Source organism: Kitasatospora sp. NPDC015121 (assembly GCF_055562955.1).
Window position 1 is genome coordinate 22,588 of sequence record NZ_JBVHEH010000041.1, and the last position, 23,653, is coordinate 46,240.

At 74.1% G+C, this 23,653-nt stretch carries 21 protein-coding genes and 1 tRNA gene; 15 read left to right on the top strand and 7 right to left on the bottom strand.

The features are described 5' to 3' along the window. Positions 1-14: 14 nt before the first annotated feature. From ACZ3J7_RS36790 to ACZ3J7_RS36800, 3 genes are read left to right on the top strand one after another with little or no spacing between them, the layout of a single operon-like run. Positions 15-962, top strand: coding sequence for an amino acid ABC transporter permease (locus ACZ3J7_RS36790; RefSeq protein ID WP_465627614.1), 948 nt, complete (start codon positions 15-17; stop codon positions 960-962). 32 nt (positions 963-994) lie between these two features. Beyond that, complete coding sequence (locus tag ACZ3J7_RS36795) at positions 995-1,747, top strand: amino acid ABC transporter ATP-binding protein (protein ID WP_465627633.1); 753 nt, start codon at positions 995-997, stop codon at positions 1,745-1,747. 38 nt (positions 1,748-1,785) lie between these two features. After that, positions 1,786-2,775, top strand: a complete 990-nt coding sequence (locus ACZ3J7_RS36800; RefSeq protein ID WP_465627615.1) for an ABC transporter substrate-binding protein — start codon at positions 1,786-1,788, stop codon at positions 2,773-2,775. A gap of 31 nt (positions 2,776-2,806) precedes the next feature. Here ACZ3J7_RS36800 and ACZ3J7_RS36805 read toward each other — a convergent pair whose 3' ends face one another. The 5 genes from ACZ3J7_RS36805 to ACZ3J7_RS36825 are packed head-to-tail and all read right to left on the bottom strand — an operon-like array spanning position 2,807 to position 7,954. Next, positions 2,807-3,658 (bottom strand): STM4011 family radical SAM protein, encoded by an 852-nt coding sequence (locus ACZ3J7_RS36805; protein ID WP_465627616.1) that lies wholly within the window; start codon positions 3,656-3,658, stop codon positions 2,807-2,809. Then, on the bottom strand, positions 3,655-4,986 hold the full coding sequence (locus ACZ3J7_RS36810) for an STM4012 family radical SAM protein (RefSeq protein WP_465627617.1): 1,332 nt from the start codon (positions 4,984-4,986) through the stop codon (positions 3,655-3,657). Before ACZ3J7_RS36810 ends, ACZ3J7_RS36805 begins: the two co-directional genes overlap by 4 nt. Then, positions 4,983-5,804 (bottom strand): STM4013/SEN3800 family hydrolase, encoded by an 822-nt coding sequence (locus ACZ3J7_RS36815; RefSeq protein ID WP_465627634.1) that lies wholly within the window; start codon positions 5,802-5,804, stop codon positions 4,983-4,985. Before ACZ3J7_RS36815 ends, ACZ3J7_RS36810 begins: the two co-directional genes overlap by 4 nt. An 8-nt stretch (positions 5,805-5,812) precedes the next feature. Continuing rightward, complete coding sequence (locus tag ACZ3J7_RS36820; protein ID WP_465627618.1) at positions 5,813-6,988, bottom strand: STM4014 family protein; 1,176 nt, start codon at positions 6,986-6,988, stop codon at positions 5,813-5,815. A gap of 15 nt (positions 6,989-7,003) precedes the next feature. Further along, on the bottom strand, positions 7,004-7,954 hold the full coding sequence (locus tag ACZ3J7_RS36825; protein WP_465627619.1) for an STM4015 family protein: 951 nt from the start codon (positions 7,952-7,954) through the stop codon (positions 7,004-7,006). Between the two features lie 199 nt (positions 7,955-8,153). Between ACZ3J7_RS36825 and ACZ3J7_RS36830 the strand changes: the two genes are divergently transcribed. The 3 genes from ACZ3J7_RS36830 (at position 8,154) to ACZ3J7_RS36840 (ending at position 10,676) form a co-directional block, all read left to right on the top strand. Next, positions 8,154-8,480, top strand: coding sequence for a hypothetical protein (locus ACZ3J7_RS36830; RefSeq protein WP_465627620.1), 327 nt, complete (start codon positions 8,154-8,156; stop codon positions 8,478-8,480). 49 nt (positions 8,481-8,529) lie between these two features. Beyond that, the gene (locus tag ACZ3J7_RS36835; protein WP_465627621.1) at positions 8,530-9,639 is read left to right on the top strand and encodes a DUF6745 domain-containing protein; all 1,110 of its coding nucleotides are present in this window, start codon (positions 8,530-8,532) and stop codon (positions 9,637-9,639) included. 197 nt (positions 9,640-9,836) lie between these two features. Further along, positions 9,837-10,676 carry a fumarylacetoacetate hydrolase family protein gene (locus ACZ3J7_RS36840; RefSeq protein ID WP_465627622.1) on the top strand — a complete coding sequence of 280 codons (840 nt, stop codon included), beginning with the start codon at positions 9,837-9,839 and terminating at the stop codon, positions 10,674-10,676. A gap of 63 nt (positions 10,677-10,739) precedes the next feature. Here the strand turns inward: ACZ3J7_RS36840 and ACZ3J7_RS36845 are convergent, their stop codons facing one another. Continuing rightward, positions 10,740-11,498, bottom strand: a complete 759-nt coding sequence (locus tag ACZ3J7_RS36845; RefSeq protein ID WP_465627623.1) for a TetR/AcrR family transcriptional regulator — start codon at positions 11,496-11,498, stop codon at positions 10,740-10,742. 136 nt (positions 11,499-11,634) lie between these two features. On the opposite strand from ACZ3J7_RS36845, the gene ACZ3J7_RS36850 reads away from it, so the two are divergent. The 4 genes from ACZ3J7_RS36850 (at position 11,635) to ACZ3J7_RS36865 (ending at position 16,857) form a co-directional block, all read left to right on the top strand. Further along, on the top strand, positions 11,635-12,285 hold the full coding sequence (locus ACZ3J7_RS36850; protein WP_465627624.1) for a rhomboid-like protein: 651 nt from the start codon (positions 11,635-11,637) through the stop codon (positions 12,283-12,285). Between the two features lie 56 nt (positions 12,286-12,341). Beyond that, positions 12,342-14,054 (top strand): DUF885 domain-containing protein, encoded by a 1,713-nt coding sequence (locus ACZ3J7_RS36855; RefSeq protein ID WP_465627625.1) that lies wholly within the window; start codon positions 12,342-12,344, stop codon positions 14,052-14,054. 166 nt (positions 14,055-14,220) lie between these two features. Further along, positions 14,221-15,717 (top strand): MFS transporter, encoded by a 1,497-nt coding sequence (locus ACZ3J7_RS36860; RefSeq protein WP_465627626.1) that lies wholly within the window; start codon positions 14,221-14,223, stop codon positions 15,715-15,717. 192 nt (positions 15,718-15,909) lie between these two features. After that, entirely contained in the window at positions 15,910-16,857 is a 948-nt protein-coding gene (locus ACZ3J7_RS36865) for a trypsin-like serine peptidase (RefSeq protein WP_465627627.1), read from the top strand. Positions 16,858-16,934: 77 nt separating this feature from the next. Here the strand turns inward: ACZ3J7_RS36865 and ACZ3J7_RS36870 are convergent. Beyond that, a tRNA-Arg gene (locus tag ACZ3J7_RS36870) sits at positions 16,935-17,006 on the bottom strand. A 189-nt stretch (positions 17,007-17,195) separates the two neighbouring features. Between ACZ3J7_RS36870 and ACZ3J7_RS36875 the strand changes: the two genes are divergently transcribed. The 5 genes from ACZ3J7_RS36875 to thrC all read left to right on the top strand — a co-directional run bounded on the left by ACZ3J7_RS36875 (position 17,196) and on the right by thrC (position 23,497). Then, a complete protein-coding gene (locus tag ACZ3J7_RS36875) occupies positions 17,196-17,705 on the top strand; it encodes a response regulator (RefSeq protein ID WP_465627628.1) in 510 nt (169 codons plus the stop codon). Between the two features lie 117 nt (positions 17,706-17,822). Next, a complete protein-coding gene (argS, locus tag ACZ3J7_RS36880) occupies positions 17,823-19,478 on the top strand; it encodes an arginine--tRNA ligase (protein ID WP_465627629.1) in 1,656 nt (551 codons plus the stop codon). A 94-nt stretch (positions 19,479-19,572) separates the two neighbouring features. After that, positions 19,573-20,964, top strand: a complete 1,392-nt coding sequence (lysA, locus tag ACZ3J7_RS36885; protein WP_465627630.1) for a diaminopimelate decarboxylase — start codon at positions 19,573-19,575, stop codon at positions 20,962-20,964. A 132-nt stretch (positions 20,965-21,096) separates the two neighbouring features. Continuing rightward, complete coding sequence (locus ACZ3J7_RS36890) at positions 21,097-22,389, top strand: homoserine dehydrogenase (protein ID WP_465627631.1); 1,293 nt, start codon at positions 21,097-21,099, stop codon at positions 22,387-22,389. 10 nt (positions 22,390-22,399) lie between these two features. After that, positions 22,400-23,497, top strand: coding sequence for a threonine synthase (gene thrC / locus ACZ3J7_RS36895; protein ID WP_465627632.1), 1,098 nt, complete (start codon positions 22,400-22,402; stop codon positions 23,495-23,497). Positions 23,498-23,653: the final 156 nt, after the last annotated feature.

The following is a 23,653-nucleotide window of genomic DNA, read 5'->3' on the forward strand; positions in this document are numbered from 1 at the left end:
CCACGGAGCCCCCGATGACCGCCGTCACCCCCGAGAAGACCCTCGCCCTCAGACAGCCGGACGACTCCGTCGAACGGCTGACGATCGTCCCGCACCGCCGCCCCTGGCGGCTGGTGGCCGGCCTGGCCGCCCTGGTGCTGGCCGCCCAGTTCGCCCACGGGCTGGCGGTCAACCCCGGCTGGGACTGGCCGACCTTCCGCGCCTTCGTGTTCTCCGACAGCATCCTGCGCGCGGTCGGCGTCACCCTCCAGCTCACCCTCTACGGAACGGTCCTGGGCTTCGCGCTGGGCGCGGTGATCGCCGCGCTGCGGCTGTCCGGCAGCCCGATCCTGCGCAGCATCGCCTGGACGTACGTGTGGGCGTTCCGCTCGATCCCGCTGATCGTGCAGCTGGTGTTCTGGTTCAACCTGGCCTACCTGTACAAGCGGCTCGGGATCGGCATCCCGTTCGGCCCGAGCTTCGTCTCCTTCGGGACGATGGACCTGCTCGGCGCGCTCGGCGCGGCCGTCCTCGGCCTGGCCCTGCACCAGGCCGCGTACGCCGCCGAGATCATCCGCGGCGGGGTGCTCGCGGTGGACGCCGGGCAGCTCGAAGCGGCCGCCGCGCTCGGCATCCCGAAGTTCCGGCAGGCCTGGCGGATCGTGCTGCCGCAGGCGATGCGCGGCATCCTGCCGAACGCCGCCAACGAGGTCATCTCGCTGTTCAAGGGCACCTCGATCGTCTACGTGATGGCGATCGGCGAGCTGTTCTACCAGGTCCAGGTGATCTACGGCCGGACCGGCCGGGTGGTGCCGCTGCTGATGGTCGCCACCGTCTGGTACGTGCTGCTGACCACCGCGCTCTCGCTGGTCCAGTACTACGTCGAGCGCTACTTCGCCCGCGGCAGCGAGCGCAGCGCGCCGCCCACCCCCTGGCAGCGGCTGCGGGCCGCCGTCACCGAGTTCAAGGAGAAGCGGGCATGAGCGGCGACACCGCCACGGCCACCGCCACCGCCATGGTCGAGGTGCGCGGCGTGCACAAGAGGTTCGGACGGCTGGAGGTGCTGCGCGGCATCGACCTCGACGTCCGCCCCGGCACCGTCACGGTGGTGCTCGGCCCGTCCGGCTCCGGCAAGTCCACCCTGCTGCGGGCGGTCAACCACCTGGAGAAGCTCGACCAGGGCTACGTCCGGGTGGACGGCGAGCTGATCGGCTACCGGCGGGTCGGCGACAAGCTGCGCGAACTGCCCGAGCGCGAGGTGCTCAAGCAGCGCACCCGGCTCGGCTTCGTCTTCCAGAACTTCAACCTCTTCCCGCACCTGACCGTGCTGGAGAACCTGGTGGAGGCCCCGGTCGGCGCGCTCGGCGTCCCCAAGGAGCGGGCCCGGGCCCGCGCCCTGGAACTGCTGGAGCGAGTCGGCCTGGCCGACAAGGCCGCCGAGTACCCGCGCCGGCTCTCCGGCGGCCAGCAGCAGCGCGTCGCCATCGCCCGGGCGCTCGCCCTGGAGCCCAAGGTGCTGCTGTTCGACGAGCCCACCTCGGCGCTCGACCCCGAACTGGTCGGCGAGGTGCTCGACGTGATCAAGGACCTGGCCCGCACCGGCACCACCATGATCGTGGTCACCCACGAGATCGGCTTCGCCCGCGAGGTCGCCGACACCGTGGTCTTCATGGACGGCGGCGTGATCGTCGAGCAGGGCCCGCCGGAGCGGCTGCTGGACGACCCGCAGCACGAACGGACCCGCGCCTTCCTCGCCAAGGTCCTCTGACCCCCCCTTCCCCACCCACCGACAAGGAGACGATCCGCATGTCCGTGATCCGCCGCACCTTCGTACCGGCCGCCGCCGCGCTCGCCGCCGCCCTGCTCCTCTCCTCCTGCGGCTCCTCCGGCGGCGCCTCCGCCGACCTCGGCGCCAAGAAGGAGGGCACCGCGCCCAACGGTGCCAAGATCAACCTGTCGCCCGACCAGAACCGGTCCCACACCCCGAAAGTCGACGCGATCGCGGCACTCGTCCCGGACGAGGTCCGCCGAAGAGGCACCCTCCGGGTGGCGGCCAGCGTCGGCACCGTCCCGCCGCTCGGCTTCTACGCCACCGACGACAAGACGGTGATCGGCACCGAGCCCGACATCGCCTACCTGATCGGCGAGGTGCTCGGCCTCAAGGTCGAGATCGACCCGGTCTCCTGGGAGAACGTCTTCGTCGGCCTGGACAGCGGCAAGTACGACGCCGGCATCACCAACGTCACCGTCACCGAGGCCCGCAAGGAGAAGTACGACTTCGCCACCTACCGGCTCGACATCCTCGGCTTCGAGGCCAAGAAGGGCGGCAGCTGGAAGGTCAAGGGCCCGGCCGACGTCGCCGGCCACACCATCGGCGTCTCCTCCGGCACCAACCAGGAGAAGCTGCTGCTCGACTGGAGCGCGCAGGACGTCAAGAACGGCCTCAAGCCGGTCGACGTGAAGTACTACCAGAACTCCTCCGACTACTACCTCGCCCTCGGCTCCGGCCGGATCGAAGCCTGGCTCGGCCCCAACCCGGCCGCCGCCTTCCACGCCGCGCAGACCGGCGAGACCGAGGTGATCGGCACCTACTCCGGCGCCGGCGACACCGTCCTCGGCAAGATCGCCGTCACCACCAAGAAGGACAACGGCCTGGTCAAGGCGTACAACGCGGCGGTCAACGAGATCATCAAGAACGGCTCCTACGCCGAGGTGCTGAAGCGCTGGGGCCTGGACAACGAGGCCGTGCAGACCTCCGAGATCAACCCGCCCGGCCTGCCCAAGACCGCCAACTGACCCACCGGGGCGACCCGTCGGAGCGCATCCCTCACCACCCGTGCGGGATGCGCTCCAGCACGCCGCCCGCGAACACGTCGTACAGCGGCAGCGACTCCAGGTGGACGTACCCGATGTGGCAGTCGCACGACCCCAACGGGCAGGCGCGCGGCCGAAGTTGCTCCCGGTACGAGTCGTCGTACAGGTTGCCCAGCGGCGGCCGGACGAAGTGGCAGCGGCGCACCGTGCCCTCCCCGTCCACCGAGACCACGCTCTCGCCGGTCCGGCACGGCAGCCCCGCGCTGCGGTGCGGGTGGCGGCTGTAGCCGAACAGCGGGTCCAGCTCCGTCCACTCGGCCGCCTCGGCGTCCCCGTACACGTGCCCGTCGGCCGCGTTCACCCACAGGTAGACCGTCGGCGGCAGCGCCGCGCGCAGCCGGCGGGCCGCCGCCAGCTGCTCCGGCAGGCCGACCACGCCGACGCTGAACCGCACGCCCAGCGCGGTCAGTTCGGCGCACCTGGCGAGGAAGCGCTCCTCGCTCACCTGCCCCGGGTGGTACGTCACCCAGAGCGCCAGCTTCGCCGGGTCGGCCTCCGCCAGCCAGCCGGTGCGGCCGCTCGCGTTGGTCTGGATCGCCACCCGATCCAGGTGCGGCAGCCGGCTCAGCTCCACCATCGCCCGCCGGTACCAGCTGCGCACCAGCCCCTCGCCCCACGGCGTGAACAGCACCGACAGCCGGCCGTGCCGGTAGGCCGCCGCCCAGGCCGTGAACCGCTCCAGCGCCGCCCGGTCGGCGCGCAGCAGCTCCGGGGTGTCGCGCCGCTTGGCGAACGGGCAGTACGGGCAGTCGTAGTCGCAGGAGGACAGCGGGCCCCGGTAGAGGAGGGTCAGGTGCTCGCTCACTTGGCCTCGTACTCCGCCATGGCGGCGCGCACCGCCGCCGAGAACAGCCTCGGGCCCACCGCGTCCGACCAGGCCAGGCCCTCCGGGCCGAGCCGCAGCCGGCCCTCCTCGGCCCCGGACAGCCAGCCGCGGGCGGCGAACTCGGCCAGCTCGGCCGGGAAGTCCAGCTCCGGGGCGCCGCCGAAGCGCTCCCGGTAGGCCGCCAGGTCGACGCCCTCGCCCTGCAGCAGCGACTGCACCAGGTGGCGGCGGCGGGTCTCCTCGTCCGTCATCACCCAGCCCAGCTCGGCCCGGGAGAAGTCCGGCGCGGCCACGTAGTCGTCGATGATCCGGCGCACCTCGCGGGCGTCCACCGCGTAGTCGAAGGAGTAGTGCAGCCGCGAGGTGTACGAGCGCGCCCCGCAGCCCAGGCCCACCATGCCGTCGGTCTGGCAGGCGTACTCGCCCGCGCTCGCGCGCGCCGCGCCCGCCCGGCGGAACATCCGCATCGACACCTGCTCGTACCCCTCGGCCAGCAGGTGGTCCCGGCCCGCCCGGTACAGCGCCAGCCGCCGGGCGTCCCACGCGGGGTCCGCCCCGGCCCCGGCGTGCCGGCCCAGGCCGGTCAGCGGGCGGACGTACAGCGGGTACAGGTACAGCTCCTCCGGCTGCCAGCGCAGCGCCGCGTCGAGGGACGCGACCCAGCTGGCGGGGGTCTGGCCGTCGATGCCGTAGATCAGGTCGATGTTCAGCACCGGGAAGCCGGCCGCCCGCACCCGCTCCAGCGCCGCCTCCACCGCCGCCCGCTTCTGCGGGCGCACCGCCGCCCGGGCCTCCCCGTCCAGGAACGACTGCACGCCCAGGCTCAGCCGGGTCGTCCCGCGCTCGGCCAGCACCCGCAGCCGGTCCGCCGTCGCGGTGTCCGGCGAGGCCTCCACCGAGAGCGGGACCGCCCGCAGGTCCGCGCCCATCCGCGCCTCGGCGATGTCGCACAGCCGCTCCAGCTCGGCCGCGGACAGGTAGGTCGGCGTCCCGCCGCCGAACGCCGCCAGCGCGAACCGGGCGTCCGGCGCCAGCGCCTCGCGCACCTGCGCCGCCTGCCGCTCCAGCGCGTCCAGGTACGCCGTGGTCAGCCCCTCCGGGCTGCCGATCCGGGTGAACAGGTTGCAGAACCCGCACCGCACCTCGCAGAACGGCACGTGCAGGTAGAGCGAGAGCGCGTCCTGCTTCTCGCCCCGCCACAGCTCCGCGAGCTGCGGCCGCTCCGGCAGCGGGCGGTACGCCGTCTTGTGCGGGTACGCGTAGACGTAGCTCTGGTACGGGGACTCGACGGTGGTGGCGGTGCTCATCGGGGCTCCTGCGGCGTGGCGGGGAGGGTGAAGTGCGCGTACGGGACGGTCCAGACCACCTCGTGACCGATCCGGTGGCCGGTGTACCCGTCCTCGCCGTACGCGGTGCCGTGGTCCGAGCAGACGATCGCGAAGCACGGGCGCCGGGCGCTCATCGCCGCGAACAGCCTCCCCACGTGCGCGTCCACGTACTCCAGCGCGGCGGCGTGGGTCGCCCGGCTGTCCCCGTCCGCGCGGGTCGCGCCCGGCAGGTGGAACCAGTTCGGCTGGTGCAGCGCCGAGACGTTCACGAACAGGAACAGCGGCCGGTCGCCGGGCTGTTCGGCCGCGACCCGCTCCGCGACGGCCACCTGCGACTCGAAGGAGGTCGGCGACGGAACGCCCAGCTCCGGTGCCCAGTGGCTCTCCTGGAACAGGTTCGGCAGCACCGAGCCGAGCGGCCCCCGCTTGTTGAAGAACCCCACCCCGCCGATGCAGACCGTCCGGTACCCCGCCCCGGCGAGGGCCGTCGGCAGGTCCGGCGCGTCGAACACCCAGGTGCGCGGCTCGGTCGACTCCGAGCCGGCGAAGCGCGCCGCGAACAGCCGCGGGTGCGGACCGTCCGGCGACGCGGGCGTGGGCAGGAACCCGGCCAGGATCGCCTGGTGCGCGGCGTACGTGAAACTGCCCGGCGCGTGCCGCCGCTCCCAGCCGGTGGGCGGCAGGACCCCCGCCAGGTTCGGGAGGCGGCCGGCGGCGAGGAGCTCGGCGGCGACGTCGAAGCGGAGGGTGTCGAGGGTGACCAGCAGGAGGTCGTGCGAACCGACGATCCGGTTCATGTCGGGGATCACGCGGGTGCCTCCGTGGAGCGGGTGTTCAGGGTGCCGTCCCGGCCGGGAGCGGCACGGGACGGCCGTCGCGGTTCCGGGCCGCCGGTCCGTCCCCCCGCGTAGGCCGGGGAGGCGAGCTGGGCGGCGTAGGTGTCGAGTCCCGGGGCGGGGCCGTCGGGGAGGCCGGGGAGGCGGGGGAGGAGGTCGCCGAAGGCGTTGACCTCGGCGACCAGGGTGCGGCGCCAGTGGGAGTGCGGGAGGAGGTCGACGCCGACCATGGGGGAGCGGGGGAAGCGGCGGGCGGCGGCTTCGGCGGTGGCGAGCAGCGCGGGCCAGTGGTCGCCGGCCGCGGCGCGGGCGAGGGCGGTCTCGCCCCGGCGGCCGCCGAGGTGGAGGTTGGTCATGGGGTGGCGGCTGGTGCGGACCACCGCGTGGGTGGCGCGGCCGCCGACGACCAGGACCCGCAGGTCGGCGGGGCGGCCGCCCTGGTCGGACTTCGGGACCCAGCGTTCGACGTGCAGGCCCTCGGGGGCGAGGCGGTCGACGAGCCCGGCGACCTCCGCCTCGGTGCGGTAGCGGCGGACGGCGAGCGAGTTGTGCAGCCCGTCCGGGGCGACCTCGACCGAGGTGGTGGCCTGGACCCGGCCGCCCGGCCCGTACTCCAGCGCCACCACGCCGGACGCGGAGGAGCCGTGCACCGGCTTCAGGAACACCCGGCGCATCCCGGCGGCCGCCAGCCGCTCCCGCAGCTCGGCGTAGTCGGCCGGCGGGCCGCCGGGCAGCGCGGGCGGCACCGGCACCCCGGCGGCGGCCAGCAGGGCGTGCGTGCGCCGCTTGTCGAACATGGTGGCGATCTCGTCCGGGTCGCCGAGCAGCCGCACCCCGGGCCGGGCGGCCAGCGCGCGCAGCGCCGAGGTGACGCCCGCGTACCAGGCGGGGCCGCCCTCGACCCGGGTCGGGGCGTAGCCCGGGCCGAGCGCGGGGCCGCGCAGCAGCAGGTCGGCCTCCGGGTCCTCGCCGGGCGAGTCGATCCGGACCACCGCGCCGGGCGGCAGCTCGTACCGCCCGCGCAGCACGGCCGACCAGGGCAGCACGGCGGGTTCCGGCAGCCCGGCGGCGCGGGCCGCGGCGGCGAACAGGGTGACCCGGCGGTGCCCCGGGCAGCCCAGGACGACCAGCTGGTGCGCGGTCACGACGGTGCCTCCCGGCTACTCGGAGATGGCGACGTAGCGCCAGTTGTCGCCCGGGTCCTCGGCGCCGGACAGGTCGAGCTCGACGCCGGGCAGCGCGTCGCGCAGGCGCTGCTGCATGCCGGGGGTGAGGTAGTGGTGGTGCAGGTCCAGGGTCTTCAGGTGGGTGAGCGGCTGGCCCTCCAGCAGCGCCGCCGCGCCCTCGTCGGTGAACGCGCCCATGGACAGCGACAGGCCGGTCAGCCGGGGCACCACCGGTGCCTGGGCGACCAGTTCGGCGATCCGGTCCTGGAACACCGAGTCCTGCAGGCCCAGGTGCGTCAGCGCGGGCAGCCGGGCGCCGGACAGGAACGGCGCGAGGTCCTCCATCGTCCAGTCGCCGCCGTAGTTGTCGACGCCCAGCCACAGCTCCAGCTTCTCCAGCGCGGGGAAGTCGCAGGCGCCGACCGCCCGGACGACCGAGGCGGGCAGGCCGCCGGACTCGAACCGCAGCGCCTTCAGGTGCTCGTGCCGCAGCGGCGTCAGGGCGAGCCGCTCGGTGTCCTCGTAGTCCTCGCTGGAGCCGCGCACCACCAGCTCCTCCAGCAGCGGGAAGGCCTCGAACACCGGCGTGATGTCGCACATCTGGATCCAGGAGATCTCGCACTCCTCGTACGTCACGTCGGCGAGGAACAGCGCGCGCAGCGCGGGCAGCCGGTCGGCCGCCGCCACGACCAGCGGCAGCGCCTCGGAGAGCGACTCCGGCTCCTCCGCGAACCAGCGGCCCAGCACCAGCGCACTGACCCCGGCCGGGTCGACGGCGTCCAGGAACTTCCCCCAGAGCGTGGCGAAGTCCTCCTCGTCGTCCCAGTCCAGGCCGACCCGCCAGGCGGTGCCGCCCGCGGGCGGGAGGTCACCCTTCTCCCGGGCGGTGCGGAAGTCGGTGACCGGGAGGCCGTGGAACTCCTTGGCGTGCTCGTTGATGGCCATGCGCTGCTCCTCGCTGGAGGGGTCGTGGTGCCGCTGCGGTGCTTCGGTGACGCCCGGGACGGGCCGGAGACCTGTCTACCAGGCGCCCGTGACGTTCACCCGCACGAAGGAGGCGACGGGCGTCCGGTTGTCGGTGGCACGGCCTAGTTTGCGGGGCACGGCGTTCGGCAGCGGGCCGGACCGGACCGCGGGAGGCCCCGTGTACCGCCAGGGTGACGTACTGATCGTTCCGGTCGAGCCGGGGGCCGTCCCGGCCGCCGTCGCGTCGATGGCGCGCCAGCCGCGGGACGGCCGGGGCCGGCTGGTGCTGGCCCTCGGCGAGGTGACCGGGCACGCCCACGCGGTGCTCGGCCCGGGCGAACTCGTCCGCGAGGGCGGCCCGTTCTCGTTCTCCTGGCTGCACCTGCCGGAGGGCGGCCGGGTCGTGCACGAGGAGCACGCGGCGATCGCGCTGCCGGCCGGCTGGTTCCGGGTGGTCCGGCAGCGCGAGTACACACCCGGCGCCGTCCGCATGGTCGCCGACTGAGCCCCGCCGTCCCCCGCCGCCCGTACCAGACCCAGCACCCGGAGAACTGATGAGCAGCCAGCTGACCGGCCGTCCCGCCGACCTCGCGGTGGCCCACTGGCGGGCGGTCGCCGCCGCCACCGGGCCCGCCGACCGGGCCACCGCCGAGCAGGCCGTCAAGGACGCCTACCGGGCCGCCGGGCTCGCCGAGCCGGTCGAGTTCCGCTGGCACCCCTCGCCGCGCGCCGCCGTCGCCGAACTCCTGGAGCGGCGCGCCGAGTTCGGGGCGAGCGTGCGCGAGCAGGTACGCACCGCCGCCTGGGAGCGGGCCCGCACCGGCGCCCTCGCCGCGCACGGCCCGGCCGGCTGGGCCGCGCTCTGGGCCACCACCGGCGCCGAACTCGCCGCCACCACCACGCTGCCTGCCGAGCGGGTCCGCACCGCGCTGCTCGACCACTTCGCCCCCGAGCCCGAGCAGATCACCGACTGGCACGAGGCCCGCAAGCCCGAGAACCGGGCGGTCCGGGCGGTCGCCGCCGAACAGCGCGGCCGGGTCCGGCTGCTCCTGCTGGACGCGGTGGCCGGCCAGCACGACGCCGCCTGGCTCGCCGCCTTCGACACCGCCGGCACCGGCGACGCCGCCCTCGCCGCGCTGGCCGGCGTCGCCCGCCAGACCGGCTGGTGGTGGCCGTACGAGCGCACCGTGCTGCTCAGCGAACGCCCCACCGCCCTGCACCGCGACGAGGCCGGCCGGCTCGACCGCGCCGACGGCCCCGCCCTCGCCTACGCCGACGGCTTCGCGCTGCACGCCTGGCGCGGCATGCCCGTCCCCGCGGACTTCCCGGAGCAGCTGACCGGCCTCACCCCCGAGCGGATCCGGGCCGAGGAGAACGCCGAGCTGCGCCGGGTCATGCTGGAGCACTTCGGCTACGACCGCTACCTCGCCGAGTCCGGCGCCGAACCGCTGCACCGGGACGAGACCGGCGTCCTGTGGCGGATCCAACTCCCGGACGACGAGCCGGTGGTGATGGTCGAGGTGGTCAACTCCACCCCCGAGCCGGACGGCACCCACCGCACCTACTACCTGCGCGTCCCGCCCGGCACCCGCACCGCCCGGGCCGGCGTCGCCTGGACGTTCGGCGTCGAGGAGTCCGCGTACCGCCCGCAGCGCGAGACCTGACCGGCCGGGGGAGCGCGGTGTGCCGGGGGAGCGCGGTGTCAAGGGTGCGGGTCGATGATTCGGCTCCCGCCGTCCCGCCTCCGATTGGGAGGAATTGGCCGAAGCGGCACCGCTGTTCCGCAGGTGAGCGCCCCTGATATACCTCGATGCACCGGGGCGGGGACGACCCGCCCCCGACGAACAGGTGGTGACGTGCAGTGAAGCTCCTCCGCGTGGGCCCTGCGGGCGCAGAACGACCGGTCGTACTCGCACCCGACGGCACCGCCCGCGACCTGCGCCCGCTCACCCCCGACCTGGACGGCGCCTTCCTCGCCACCCTCGACCCGGCGGCGCTCGACCTCGCCGCGCTCCCCGTCACCGACCTCACCGGCGAACGCGTCGGCCCGCCGGTCGCCCGCCCCGGCAAGATCGTCGGCATCGGCCTCAACTACCGCGACCACGCGGCCGAGGCCGGCGCCGCGATCCCGGCCGAGCCGGTGGTCTTCCTCAAGCCCACCAACACCCTGGTCGGCCCGCACGACCAGGTGCTCGTCCCGCGCGGCGGCGAGAAGACCGACTACGAGGTCGAACTCGCCGTCGTCATCGGCCGCACCGGCCGCTACCTGGACACCCCGGCCGACGCCGCCGCGATCATCGCCGGCTACGCGGCCGCCAACGACGTCACCGAGCGCGCCTTCCAGTTCGACCGGGGCGGCCAGTGGGACAAGGGCAAGTCCGCCGAGACCTTCACCCCGCTCGGCCCCTGGCTGGTCACCCCCGACGAGGTCGGCGACCCGCAGGCCCTCGACCTGCGCCTGTGGGTCAACGGCGAACTCCGGCAGGACGGCAGCACCGCCGAGATGATCTTCCCGGTGCACGAGACCGTCCGCTACCTCACCCACTTCATGCGCCTCGACCCCGGCGACGTCGTCATCACCGGCACCCCCGCCGGCGTCACCCTCGGCCGCCCCGGCACCCCGTTCCTGCGGGCCGGCGACGAGGTCGCCCTCGAAGTCACCCGCCTCGGCCGCCAGGAGACCACCCTCGGCCAGGCGTAGGAACGGCCGAAGGCCCCGCCGGGGACCCGCCGTTCCACGGGCCCCCGGTCCTCCGCCCCGCCCTCAGAGCCCCATGTCCCGCAGCCGCGCGATCAGCACGCCCGCCGGGCTCTCGGGGGTCTCCAGCCGGAGCCAGCCGTGCAGCACCTCCGCGGTCTGGGCGTCGCGGACGGCGGTGGCCGCCGCCATCACCACGAACTGGTCGACCAGCCAGGCGCAGAGCGAGTCGGCCGGGATCTGCCGCCCCTCGTCCAGCCAGCTGATCGCGGAGGCCTCGACCACCGAGATCCAGGAGCGCACCAGCAGGGTCAGCCGCGGCCCGGCCTCCCGCACGCCCAGGTAGCGCAGGGTGCGCCGGAGCGCCGCGCGCCGCACGTCGTCGACGATCGCCGAGGTGCGGGCGGTCTCGACGACCGAGCCGCCGCGCAGCAGCGCGCCGTACCCGGCGGCGTGCTCGCCGACGAAGTCGAAGTAGCGGTGCAGCACGGCGCCGAGCTGCTGGGTGGGGGTGCCGTCGGTGGGTTCGACGGTGAAGCGGGTGGTGAGCGCGGAGGCGGCGCTGCGCAGCGCCGCCTCGTACAGCTGCTGCTTGCCGCCGGCGAAGTAGCGGTAGACGAGCGGCCGGGAGGCCCCCGCGGCCTCGGCGACGTCGTCGAGCGAGACCTCCTCGGGCGGCCGGGAGGCGAAGAGCTCCAGGGCGACGGCGATCAGCTGCTCGCGCCGCTGCTGGACGGGCAGGCGCCGGTAGGCGGCGCGGCGGGGGCGCTGCGCGGCGGTGGGGTCGTCGACGGGCTCCTCGACGGGGGAGGGGGTCGCTGCCATGCGTGCCAGGGTAGACCTCGGGCGGGCCGCCGCACTTCTTCCGCACGGCCGTCACCGGCGGGTCCCCGCCGGGCGGGTCCGGGGCGGCGGCAGACTGTGGGCAGGTCTCGGGTCACGTCGCGGCGAGGAGCGGCCGGTGCGGTGGGTGCGGGCGGTGCGGCGGTGGGTCGGGAAGTCCCCGGGGACGTACGTGTGGCTGCTGCTGCTGGCGCTCACCAGCTTCGTGGTGGCGCGGATGGACCCGGCGGCGCTGGACTACTTCCTGCAGAAGCGCTCCACCAACCTCGACCAGCTCTCCTCGCGCCCGGTGCACGCCCTGCTGGCCAGCCTGATCTGGACCGAGCAGTCGAACTTCCTCTTCTACTTCGTCGTCTTCCACCTCTTCCACGTGCCGGCCGAGCGCTGGCTCGGCACCCGCCGCTGGCTGACCGTCGCGCTGACCGCGCACGTGCTGGCGACCTTCGTCAGCGAGGGCGTGGTCGCCTGGGGCGTCCACCACCAGGTGCTGCCGCCGAACATGTCGACCACGGTGGACGTCGGCGTGTCGTACGCGCTGGCCGGGGTGGAGGGCGTCCTGACGTACGCGCTGGCCGGGGCGTGGCGCTGGGTGTACGGGTGCGGACTGGTCGCGTTCTACCTGGTACCGCTGCTGCTCTCGCACACCTTCACCGATCTGGGGCACTTCTGCTCGGTGCTGATCGGCCTGGCGTTCCGCCCGATCACCCGCGGCCGGCCGGCCTGGGACCCGTGGCGCAGCCTCCGCCGGCTGACCCCTGTCCGGGGGTGACGACGCCGATACCCGACAGGGGTTGAATTCGCCTGCGGCTACGACAGGATGGCCGGATGGCTCATGAACTGAACGTCCCTCACCCGAGCGGCCCCACCCCGCGCCGCCTCGCCGACTCCTACGTCCAGGCGCTCGCCGACGCCGACCCGCTGACCGCGGTCTACCTCGGCCTCAACCCCGAGGACGACCGGCTCCCCGACCTGTCCGCGGCCGGCATCGAAGCCACCGCCGAACTCGCCCGCCGCACCCTGGCGGCGCTCGACGCGCTGGAGGCGGCCGGCCCGGTCGAGGACGAGGCCGAGCGCCGCTGCGCCCGGCTGCTGCGCGAGCGGCTGACCGCCGAACTCGCCGTGCACGACGCGGGCGAGAACCTCCGCAGCGTCCGGAACCTCGGCTCCCCGGTGCACAACACCCGCGAGATGTTCACCCTGCTGCCCACCGACACCGACGAGGACTGGCAGCGCCTGGGCCGCCGGCTGGCCCGCTTCCCGCAGGCGATGGCCCAGTACCGGCAGAGCCTGGAGGAGGGCGTCCGGCGCGAGCTGTTCTCGGCGCCGCGCCAGGTGGAGACCGTGGTCGGCCAGTTCGGCGAGTGGATCGACGGCGACACCCCCGGCGGCTGGTTCGGCGAACTGGTCGCCGCCGCCCCCGCGCACCTGCGCGAGCCGCTGACCGCCACCGCGGTCGAGGCCACCGCCTCCCTCGCCGAGCTGCGCGACTGGCTGCGCGACGTCTACGGCCCGGCCGCCAAGGGCACCCCCGACGCGGTCGGCCGCGAGCGCTACACCCGCTGGGTGCGCTACTGGACGGGCGCCGAGCTCGACCTGGACGAGGCCTACCGCTGGGCCTGGGAGCAGTTCCACGAGCTGGACGCGCAGATGCGCGCCGAGGCGGAGAGGGTCCGTCCGGGCCACACCCCGATGCAGGCGATGAAGTGGCTGGAGACCGACGGCCCGGCGGTCCGCGGCGAGCAGGCCGTGCAGGAGTACCTGCAGGGCCTGATGGACCGGGCGATCGACGACCTCCAGGGCACCCACTTCGACCTGGCCGAGCCGCTGCTCAGGGTCGAGTCGCGGATCGCCCCGCCCGGCAGCGCCGCCGCCCCCTACTACACCCAGCCCTCGCTGGACTTCTCCCGCCCCGGCCGGACCTGGCTGCCCACCCTGGGCCGCGAGTCGTTCCCCGAGTGGGACCTGGTCTCCACCTGGTACCACGAGGGCGTCCCCGGCCACCACCTGCAGCTCGCGCAGTGGACGTACGTCGCCGACCGGCTCTCCACCTACCAGGTCACCCTGGGCGGGGTCAGCGCCAACATGGAGGGCTGGGCGCTGTACGCCGAGCGCCTGATGGACGAGCTCGGCTACCTCACCGACCCGGGCCACCGCCTCGGCTACCTGAACGCCCAGATGATGCGGGCGCTGCGGGTGATCGTCGACATCGGCATGCACGCCGAACTGGACTTCCCGGCCGACTCGCCGTTCGCCCCCGGCGAGCCGATGACGCCCGAACCGGCCCGCGCCTTCTTCGGCTCGTACTGCGGCCTGTCCAGCGACTTCCTGGACAGCGAGCTGGTGCGCTACCTCGGCCTGCCCGGCCAGGCGATCGGCTACAAGCTCGGCGAGCGGGCCTGGCTGCGCGGCCGGGACGCGGCCCGGGCGGCGGCCGAGGCGCGCGGCGCCGCGTTCGACGCCAAGGCCTGGCACATGGCGGCGCTCTCCCAGGGTTCGCTCGGCCTGGACGACCTGGTCACCGAGCTCGGCGCGCTCTGACGGACCTCCCCCGGGTGGCCGATGCGGCCGGGCACCCGGGGACCCGCCGTCCCGAATGCTGACACAACCGGACAGAACGCCTTGCCGCGACCCCGTTCGAGGGCTTCCCTGGAGAGAGCGCCGTACGCGTCCAGCCCACTCCCGATCGGCGGAAGGCGGCCCCACGGTGACCTCCCGGCACGCCCCCGACACCCCCGCGGCGGACCCGCGCCGCTGGTGGGCCCTGGCGGTCATCGCCATCGCCCAGCTGATGATCGTCCTCGACGCGACGATCGTGAACATCGCCCTCCCGTCCGCGCAGCAGGCGCTCGGCATCTCCGACGCGAACCGGCAGTGGGTGATCACCGCCTACACGCTGGCCTTCGGCGGCCTGCTGCTGCTCGGCGGCCGGATCGGCGACCTGTTCGGCCGCAAGCGGACCTTCCTGACCGGCCTGCTCGGCTTCGCCCTCGCCTCCGGCCTCGGCGGCTTCGCCACCACCGGCGGCATGCTGTTCGCCGCCCGCGCCCTGCAGGGCGCCTTCGGCGCGCTGCTCGCCCCGTCCGCGCTCGCGCTGCTCTCCGTCACCTTCCGCGACCCGCGCGAACGCGCCACCGCCTTCGGCGTCTTCGGCGCGCTGGCCGGCGGCGGCGCCGCGATCGGCCTGATCACCGGCGGCCTGCTCACCGAGTACCTGTCCTGGCGCTGGTGCCTGTACGTCAACGTGCCGATCGCGGTCGGCACCGCCGTCGCCGCGTCCTCCCTGCTGGTGCGCGACCACGTCGACCGCTCCCGCCGGATCCGGCTCGACCTGCCCGGCGCGGTGCTCGGCTGCGGCGGGCTGCTCGCCCTCGTGTACGGCACCTCCGAGGCGGTCTCCCGCGGCTGGGGCGACTGGCTGGTGCTGACCGCGCTGTGCGGCGGCGTCGCCCTGCTCGCCGTCTTCGCCCTGGTCGAACGGCGCACCGAGCACGCCCTGCTGCCGATGCACCTGATCGGCGACCGCAACCGGGCCGGCGGCGCGCTCGCCGTCGGTCTCGCCGTGATCGGCATGTTCGGCCTGTTCCTCTTCCTCACCTACTACCTGCAGGTGATCAAGGGCTACTCGCCGATCAAGGCCGGCGTCTCCTTCCTGCCGATGACCGCCGCCATCGTGGCCAGCGCGGCCGGCCTCGCCTCCCGGCTGATGACCCGCGTCCCCACCCGCAACCTGGTCGTCCCCGGCCTGCTGCTCGGCGCCGGCGGCATGGCCTGGCTGACCCAGCTCCGGGTCGACAGCCCCTACGCCACCATGGTGCTGCCCGCCGAACTGCTGCTCGGCCTCGGCATGGGCCTGGTCTTCATGCCCACCATGAGCCTGGCCACCCTCGGCGTCGCCCCGCAGGAGACCGGCGCCGCCTCCGCCATCATCAACAGCGCCCAGCAGGTCGGCGGTTCGATCGGCACCGCGCTGCTCAACACCGTCGCCGCCAGCGTCACCGCCACCTACCTGGCCGCCCGCAACCCCACCGACCCGCTGGTCCGGGCCGAGGGCGCGGTGCACGGCTACGCCGTCGCCACCGCCGTCGCGATGGCCATCCTGCTGGCCGCCGCCGTGATCGCCTTCCTGATGATCGACCACCGCCCCGCCCCCGGCGAGGCCCGCGGCGAGGACGCCTCCGCGGAGACCCGCGCCTCGGTCTGACCCCACCGGTCCGCACCCGGGTGTCGGACCCCGCCGTCCGTCCCCGACCGTGGGACGCTGCTGCACGCCGCCGGAAATCTCACCCGTCTCCCAGCCGGTGATGACGGCTTTCCCAGCCCGGCGGCGGATATTGGGAGCCGGGCGGGGAAGACGGGCACCGCCATGACAGGACCGGTGGGAGCGGGGCAGCGGATGGGACCACACAGCAGGCCGGACGGACGACGCACCCTGCGGCCGACCGCGCTCACCTCCGTCCTCGCCGTCGGCGTCGTCGGCGTCACCGCGGCCGCCGGCCTGTTCACCGTCCACCTGGAGGACGCGAGGCGGCCCAGCTCGGACAGCGTCGCGCTCGCCGTCCCCGCCGTCCCGCCCACCCCCGCGCCCACTCCCACCCCCGCGTCCACTCCCTCGCCGACCCCCGGCGCCCCCGAGGCCGCCCTGCTGAGCGCCCCCGAACCGGGCCCCACCCTGCTGGCGCCGCCCACCGCGCCCCCCGACACCCCGCTCGGCGTCACCACCACCGCCCCCGACGACGCCGAGTCCCGCCGGGTCGGCGTCCTCTTCTCCGGCCCCACCGCGGCCGGCCACCACTTCTGCACCGCCAGCGTCATCGACAGCCCCGGCCGCAACCTGATCCTCACCGCCGCGCACTGCCTCTCCAGCGCGAACGGCGTCAGCTTCGCCCCCGGCTACCGCGACGGCCGGGCCCCGTACGGCAGTTGGCAGGTCACCGAGGTCTACACGGCGGACGGCTGGCGGGCGAACGGCGACCCCGACGAGGACTTCGCGATCCTCGCCGTCGCCCCCGCCGGCGGCCGCCAGGTCGAGGACGTCGTCGGCGGCAACCCGCTGGGCACCGACGCCTCGTGGACCGCCACCGTGCGCCTCCACGGCTACCCCGCCAAGGCCGAACTCCCGGTCCGCTGCACCAACACCACCAGCCGCCAGGACACCTACCAGCGCCGCATCGACTGCCCCGCCTTCCCCGGCGGCACCAGCGGCGGCCCCTTCGTCGACACCGCCACCGGCCAGGTCGTCGGCGTCATCGGCGGCTACCAGCAGGGCGGCGACACCGACGACACCTCCTACAGCGCCGCCTTCGACCACACCATCGCCGAACTGCTCGCCCGGGCGGGCTGAGCGGGCCCGGGGCGGAGAAGCGAAAAGGCCCAGATCCGTCTGGATCTGAGCCTCTGTCACACGCACTTCGCGCGAAGTGCCCCCGGTAGGATTCGAACCTACGCACCCGCCTCCGGAGGGCGGTGCTCTATCCCCTGAGCTACGGGGGCCTGGGCTGACCTAGCGGCGCTGCCCGGCCTGACGGGGAAAACACTACCAGGGAAACTGCGTGCTCCGTGCACGGGTTTCCACCGGGCCGGTCGCCGGCCCGTCGTCGGCCGGCCGCGGGCCGGCGGGCGGTCCGACAACTCGCCGAAAGGCCGGACGCGGGAGGCGCGGCGCGGCTACCCTCGGCAAGTGTGGCGGCGGCGTCGGGGCGGGTCCTCGTGGTGGACGACAGCGAGGTGATCCGCCAACTGATCAGGGTCAACCTGGAGCTGGAGGGCTTCGAGGTGGTGACCGCCGCCGACGGTGCCGAGTGCCTGGAGGTGGTCCGCCGGGTCGCGCCGGACGTGGTCACCCTGGACGTGGTGATGCCCCGGCTGGACGGCCTGCGGACGGCGGCCCGGCTGCGCGCCTCGCGGGACACCGCGCACCTGCCGATCGCGATCGTGAGCGCCTGCACGCCCGCCGACCTGGAACGCGGGCAGTCGGTGGGGGTGGACGGCTACCTGGCCAAGCCCTTCGACCCGGCGGAGCTGGTCGCGCTGGTGCGCCGGCTGCGGGCGGGGGCGGCGGCGGGGCCGACCGGGCGGCCCTTCGCGTACGACTTCGGGGGCCAGGCGCAGCCGGTCGCGCGGACGCCCCGCGATTCAGCCCTGGGCGAACAGCCGCAGGAACTCGTCCGGCCGGACGAGCCGCGGCCGTGAGAAGTGCCCGCCAGCGGCGACGTCCGACGAGACGAAGCACGCCCGGCGGCGCCACGCGGGGCACGGCGGACAAACCGAGTGGCGGCCCGGTCCCCCCTCTCGCCTAGGCTGGGCACCGTGACACCCGCAGAACTCTCCCAGGCAGTCCAGGCCGCCGTCCTCGCCGCCGCCCAGGCCGGCGAGCTGACCGTCGACGTGCCCGAGCACGTCACGGTCGAGCGGCCCAAGAACAGGGACCACGGCGACTACGCCACCAACGTGGCCCTCCAGCTCGCGAAGCCGGCCGGCAAGCCGCCGCGAGCCGTCGCGGAGGTCCTGGCCGGGCGCCTGCGCGGGATCACCGGCGTCGCGAGGGTCGACATCGCCGGCCCCGGCTTCCTGAACATCACGCTGGACGCCGCCACCCAGGGCGAACTGGCGCGCACCATCGTCGAGGCGGGCGAGGCGTACGGCCGCAACGAGGCGCTCAAGGGCCTGAGGATCAACCTGGAGTTCGTCTCGGCGAACCCGACCGGCCCGATCCACATCGGCGGCGTCCGCTGGGCCGCCGTCGGCGACTCGCTGGCCCGGGTGCTGAAGGCGACCGGCGCCGAGGTGGCGACCGAGTACTACCTGAACGACGCCGGCGTGCAGATCACCAAGTTCGCCAAGTCGCTCAAGGCCGCCGCCAACGGGCAGCCCGTCCCCGAGGACGGCTACGTCGGCGAGTACATCACCGACATCGCCAAGGCCGTCACCGACGGCCTGCCCGGCGTGCTCGACCTGCCCGAGGACGAGCAGCTCCAGGCGTTCCGCACCGAGGGCCTCAAGCTGATGGTCGCCGAGATCCAGCGCTCGATGGCCGAGTTCGGGGTGCACTTCGACACCTGGTTCTCCGAGCGGACCCTGCACGACTCCGGCGCCGTCGAGAAGGCCATCGAGCGGCTGCGCGAGCAGGGCCACGTCTTCGACCGGGACGGCGCGATCTGGCTGCGCACCACCGACTTCGGCGACGACAAGGACCGCGTCCTGATCAAGGCCGACGGCGAGACCACCTACTTCGCCGCCGACGCCGCCTACTACCTGAGCAAGCGGGACCGGGGCGCGGAGGTCTCGGTCTACATGCTCGGCGCCGACCACCACGGCTACGTCAACCGCCTGAAGGCCATCGCGGCCTGCGCCGGCGACGACATGGACCGCAACATCGAGGTGATGATCGGCCAGTTCGTGAAGATGCTGCGCGACGGCAAGGAGGTCCGGCTCTCCAAGCGCGCGGGCAACATCATCACGATCGACGACGTGATCGACTGGATCGGCGTGGACGCCGCCCGCTACATGCTGGTGCGGCAGTCCACCGACTCCACCATCACCATCGACATCGACCTGGTGACCAGCACGTCCCGGGAGAACCCGGTCTACTACGTGCAGTACGCGCACGCCCGGATGAGCGCGGTCCAGCGCAACGCCGTGGAGAAGGGCATCGTCCGCAGCGCGGACTTCAAACCGGAGCTGCTGAGCTCCGAGTGGGAGAACGACCTGCTCGGCCAGCTCGGCGAGTTCCCGCGGGTGCTGGCCAAGGCCGGCGAACTGCGCGAGCCGCACCACGTGGCCACGTACCTGGAGGAGCTGGCCCGCGCCTACCACCGGTTCTACGACAACTGCCAGATCCTGCCGAAGGGCGACGAGGAGGTCACCGACCTCACGCACGCCCGCCTCTGGCTGGCCGACGCCACGCGAACGACGCTGGCCAATGGCCTCCGCCTGCTGGGCGTCTCGGCGCCCGAGCGGATGTAAGCAGCACCACCCCCGAAGCGCGGCACAGCAGGGGGCGGCGACCGGTCGACGGCGACCGGTGGCCGCCCCTTGCCATAGGTGAAAGTTCCAGACAATGAGTCGCTCCGCCCACCCCGCTGGTCCCCGTCACGGCGACGTGCTGCCCGAGGGCCACTACCAGGCCCCGCCGGCCGACCTGAACGCCCTCGACCCCAAGGTCTGGTCGCGCACCGTCGACCGGGGCGCCGACGGCGTCGTCACCGTCGGCGGCGTCGACGTGCGCACCCTGGCGGCCGAGTTCGGCACCCCCGCGTACGTCATGGACGAGGCCGACTTCCGGGCCCGGGCCCGGGCCTGGCGGGAGGCCTTCGGCGCCGACGCCGACGTCTACTACGCGGGCAAGGCGTTCCTGTCCAAGGCCGTGGTGCGCTGGCTGCACGAGGAGGGCCTGAACGTCGACGTCTGCTCCTCCGGCGAGCTGCACGTGGCGCTGGCGGCCGGCATGCCGGGGGAGCGGATCGCGCTGCACGGCAACAACAAGTCGGTGCAGGAGCTGGAGCAGGCCGTGAAGGCCGGCGTCGGCCACATCGTGGTGGACTCCTTCCAGGAGATCGACCGGCTGGCCGAGATCGCCGGGGCGCAGGGCGTCCGGCAGCCGGTGCTGATCCGGATCACCGTCGGCGTCGAGGCGCACACCCACGAGTTCATCGCCACCGCGCACGAGGACCAGAAGTTCGGCCTCTCGCTCTCCGGCGGCCTGGCCGCCGAGGCGGTCCGCCGGGTGCTGGCCCGGCCGGCGCTGGAGCTGCGCGGCATCCACTCGCACATCGGCTCGCAGATCTTCGACTTCGCCGGCTTCGAGGTGGCCGCCCGCCGGGTGGTCGGCCTGCTCGCCGAGGTCCGCGACGAGCACGGCGTCGAGCTGCCGGAGATCGACCTGGGCGGCGGCCTGGGCATCGCCTACACCGCCGAGGACGACCCGCGCGAGCCCGCCGAGATCGCCGCCTCGCTCACCGACATCGTCCGACGCGAGTGCGCCGCCGCCGAGTTGACGCCGCCGCGGATCTCGGTCGAGCCCGGCCGGGCGATCGTCGGCCCGACCGCGTTCACGCTGTACGAGGTCGGCACCGTCAAGGCGCTGGAGGGCCTGCGCACCTACGTCAGCGTGGACGGCGGGATGTCCGACAACATCCGCACCGCGCTGTACGACGCCGAGTACTCGGTGGCGCTGGTCTCCCGCACCAGCACGGCCGGGCCGATGCTGGCCCGGGTGGTCGGCAAGCACTGCGAGTCCGGCGACATCGTGGTGAAGGACGCCTTCCTGCCCGCCGACCTGGCCCCCGGCGACCTGATCGCGGTGCCCGCGACCGGCGCCTACTGCCGCTCGATGGCGAGCAACTACAACCACGCCCTCAAGCCCCCCGTGCTGGCCGTCGCCGACGGCGCCGCCCGGGTGATCGTCCGCCGGGAGACGGAGGAGGATCTCCTGCGGCTCGATATCGGCTGACGAAATTTTCGTCTCAGAACGTGGACCAGCCGTAGATCCGTGCGGAAAGTCCCGGAGACTGGTGGGGACAGACAAGCCCCCGGGGGCGACGGAGCACCCCGGCGGGGACCGAAGAATGCAGAGCGGAGTCGGATGATGCGTACGCGCCCGCTGAAGGTGGCGTTGCTGGGCTGTGGTGTGGTGGGCTCCGAGGTGGCGCGCATCATGACGACGACGGCCGACGACCTCGCCGCGCGCATCGGCGCCCCGGTCGAGCTCGCCGGCATCGCGGTCCGCCGGCCCGGGCGCCCCCGCCCCGGGGTGCCCGAGCACCTGCTCACCACCGACGCCGAGGCCCTGGTCGGCCGCGACGACATCGACGTGGTGATCGAGGTGGTGGGCGGCATCGAGCCGTCCAAGTCGCTGATCCTGAAAGCCTTCGCGGGCGGCGCCTCGGTCGTCTCGGCCAACAAGGCGCTGCTCGCCAAGGACGGTGCCGAGCTGCACGCCGCGGCCGCCGAGGCCGGCGTCGACCTCTACTACGAGGCCGCCGTCGCCGGGGCGATCCCGCTGCTGCGCCCGCTGCGCGAGTCGCTGGCCGGCGACAAGGTGAACCGGGTGCTCGGCATCGTCAACGGCACCACCAACTTCATCCTCGACAAGATGGACTCCACCGGCGCCGGGTACTCCGAGGCGCTGGAGGAGGCCACCGCGCTGGGCTACGCCGAGGCCGACCCGACCGCCGACGTGGAGGGCTTCGACGCCGCCGCCAAGGCCGCCATCCTGGCCGGGATCGCCTTCCACACCAAGGTCACCGCCGCGGACGTCTACCGCGAGGGCATCACCGAGGTCACCGCCGCCGACATCGCCTCCGCCAAGCAGATGGGCTGCGTGGTCAAGCTGCTGGCGATCTGCGAGCGGGCCGCCGACGGCGCCTCGGTCACCGCCCGGGTGCACCCGGCGATGATCCCGCTCAGCCACCCGCTGGCCTCGGTCCGGGAGGCCTACAACGCGGTCTTCGTGGAGGCCGAGGCGGCCGGCCGGCTGATGTTCTACGGCCCCGGCGCGGGCGGCGCCCCGACCGCCTCCGCGGTCCTCGGTGACCTGGTCGCGGTCTGCCGCAACAAGCTGAACGGCGCCACCGGCCCTGGCGACTCGGTCTACGCCCAGCTGCCCGCCAAGGCGATGGACGACGTGGTCACCCGCTACCACGTCAGCCTCGACGTGGACGACCGCGCGGGCGTGCTCGCCCAGGTCGCCTCGGTCTTCGCCGAGCACGGCGTCTCCATCGACACCGTGCGCCAGCAGGGCCGCGACGGCGACGCCGCGCTCGTCGTGGTCACCCACCGCGCCACCGACGCCGCCCTGTCGGCGACGGTCGACAAGCTCCGCGCACTGGACAGCGTGCGCGACGTGGCCAGCATCATGCGGGTCGAAGGGGAATAGGAAAGCCGCCATGAACGCCATTGCCGAAAGCACCGTCCGAGGCAGCCACACCCACCAGTGGCGCGGCCTCATCGAGGAGTACCGCGACCGCCTCCCGGTCTCCGACTCCACCCCCGTGGTGACCCTGCTGGAGGGCGGCACGCCGCTCGTCCCCGCCCAGGTGCTCTCCGAGCGCACCGGCTGCGACGTCTACCTCAAGGTCGAGGGCGCCAACCCGACCGGCTCCTTCAAGGACCGCGGGATGACCATGGCCATCTCCAAGGCCAAGGAGGACGGCGCCCAGGCCGTCATCTGCGCGTCCACCGGCAACACCTCGGCCTCCGCCGCCGCCTACGCGGTGCGGGCCGGCATGGTCTCCGCCGTGCTCGTCCCGCAGGGCAAGATCGCCCTCGGCAAGATGGGCCAGGCGCTGGTGCACGGCGCCAGGATCCTGCAGGTCGACGGCAACTTCGACGACTGCCTGACGCTGGCCCGCGAGCTCTCCGAGAAGTACCCGGTGGCCCTGGTCAACTCGGTCAACCCGGTGCGCATCGAGGGTCAGAAGACCGCCGCCTTCGAGATCGTCGACATGCTCGGCGACGCCCCCGACGTCCACGTCCTGCCGGTCGGCAACGCGGGCAACATCACCGCCTACTGGAAGGGCTACCGCGAGTACGCGGCGGACGGCCTGGCCACCCGCACCCCCCGGATGTGGGGCTTCCAGGCCTCCGGCTCGGCCCCGATCGTGGACGGCGCGCCGGTGCTCAAGCCGCAGACCATCGCCACCGCGATCCGGATCGGCAACCCGGCCTCCTGGGACTACGCGCTGGCCGCCCGGGACGACTCCGGCGGCCTGATCGACAAGGTGACCGACCGTCAGATCCTGGCCGCCTACCGGCTGTTGGCCGCGCAGGAGGGCGTCTTCGTGGAGCCCGCCTCCGCCGCCTCGGTGGCCGGCCTGCTGGCCAAGGCCGAGGCCGGCCTGGTCGACCCCGGCCAGCGGATCGTCTGCACCGTCACCGGCAACGGCCTCAAAGACCCGGACTGGGCGGTGGCCGGCGCGCCGCAGCCGCAGATCGTCCCGATCGACCCGGAGGCGGCCGCCCGCCGCCTCGGGCTGCTCGACTGACCGCGGCTGAGCACGCGTCAACCCGGCGAGGGGCCCGCCCCCCCCCCGCCCGCCCCCCCCCCCCGGGGGGGCGGGCGGCGCGCGCCCCCCCCCGGCCGGGCGGGGGGCCCCCCCAACAACCACCCCGCGGGGGGGGGGCCCCCCCCGCCCCCCACA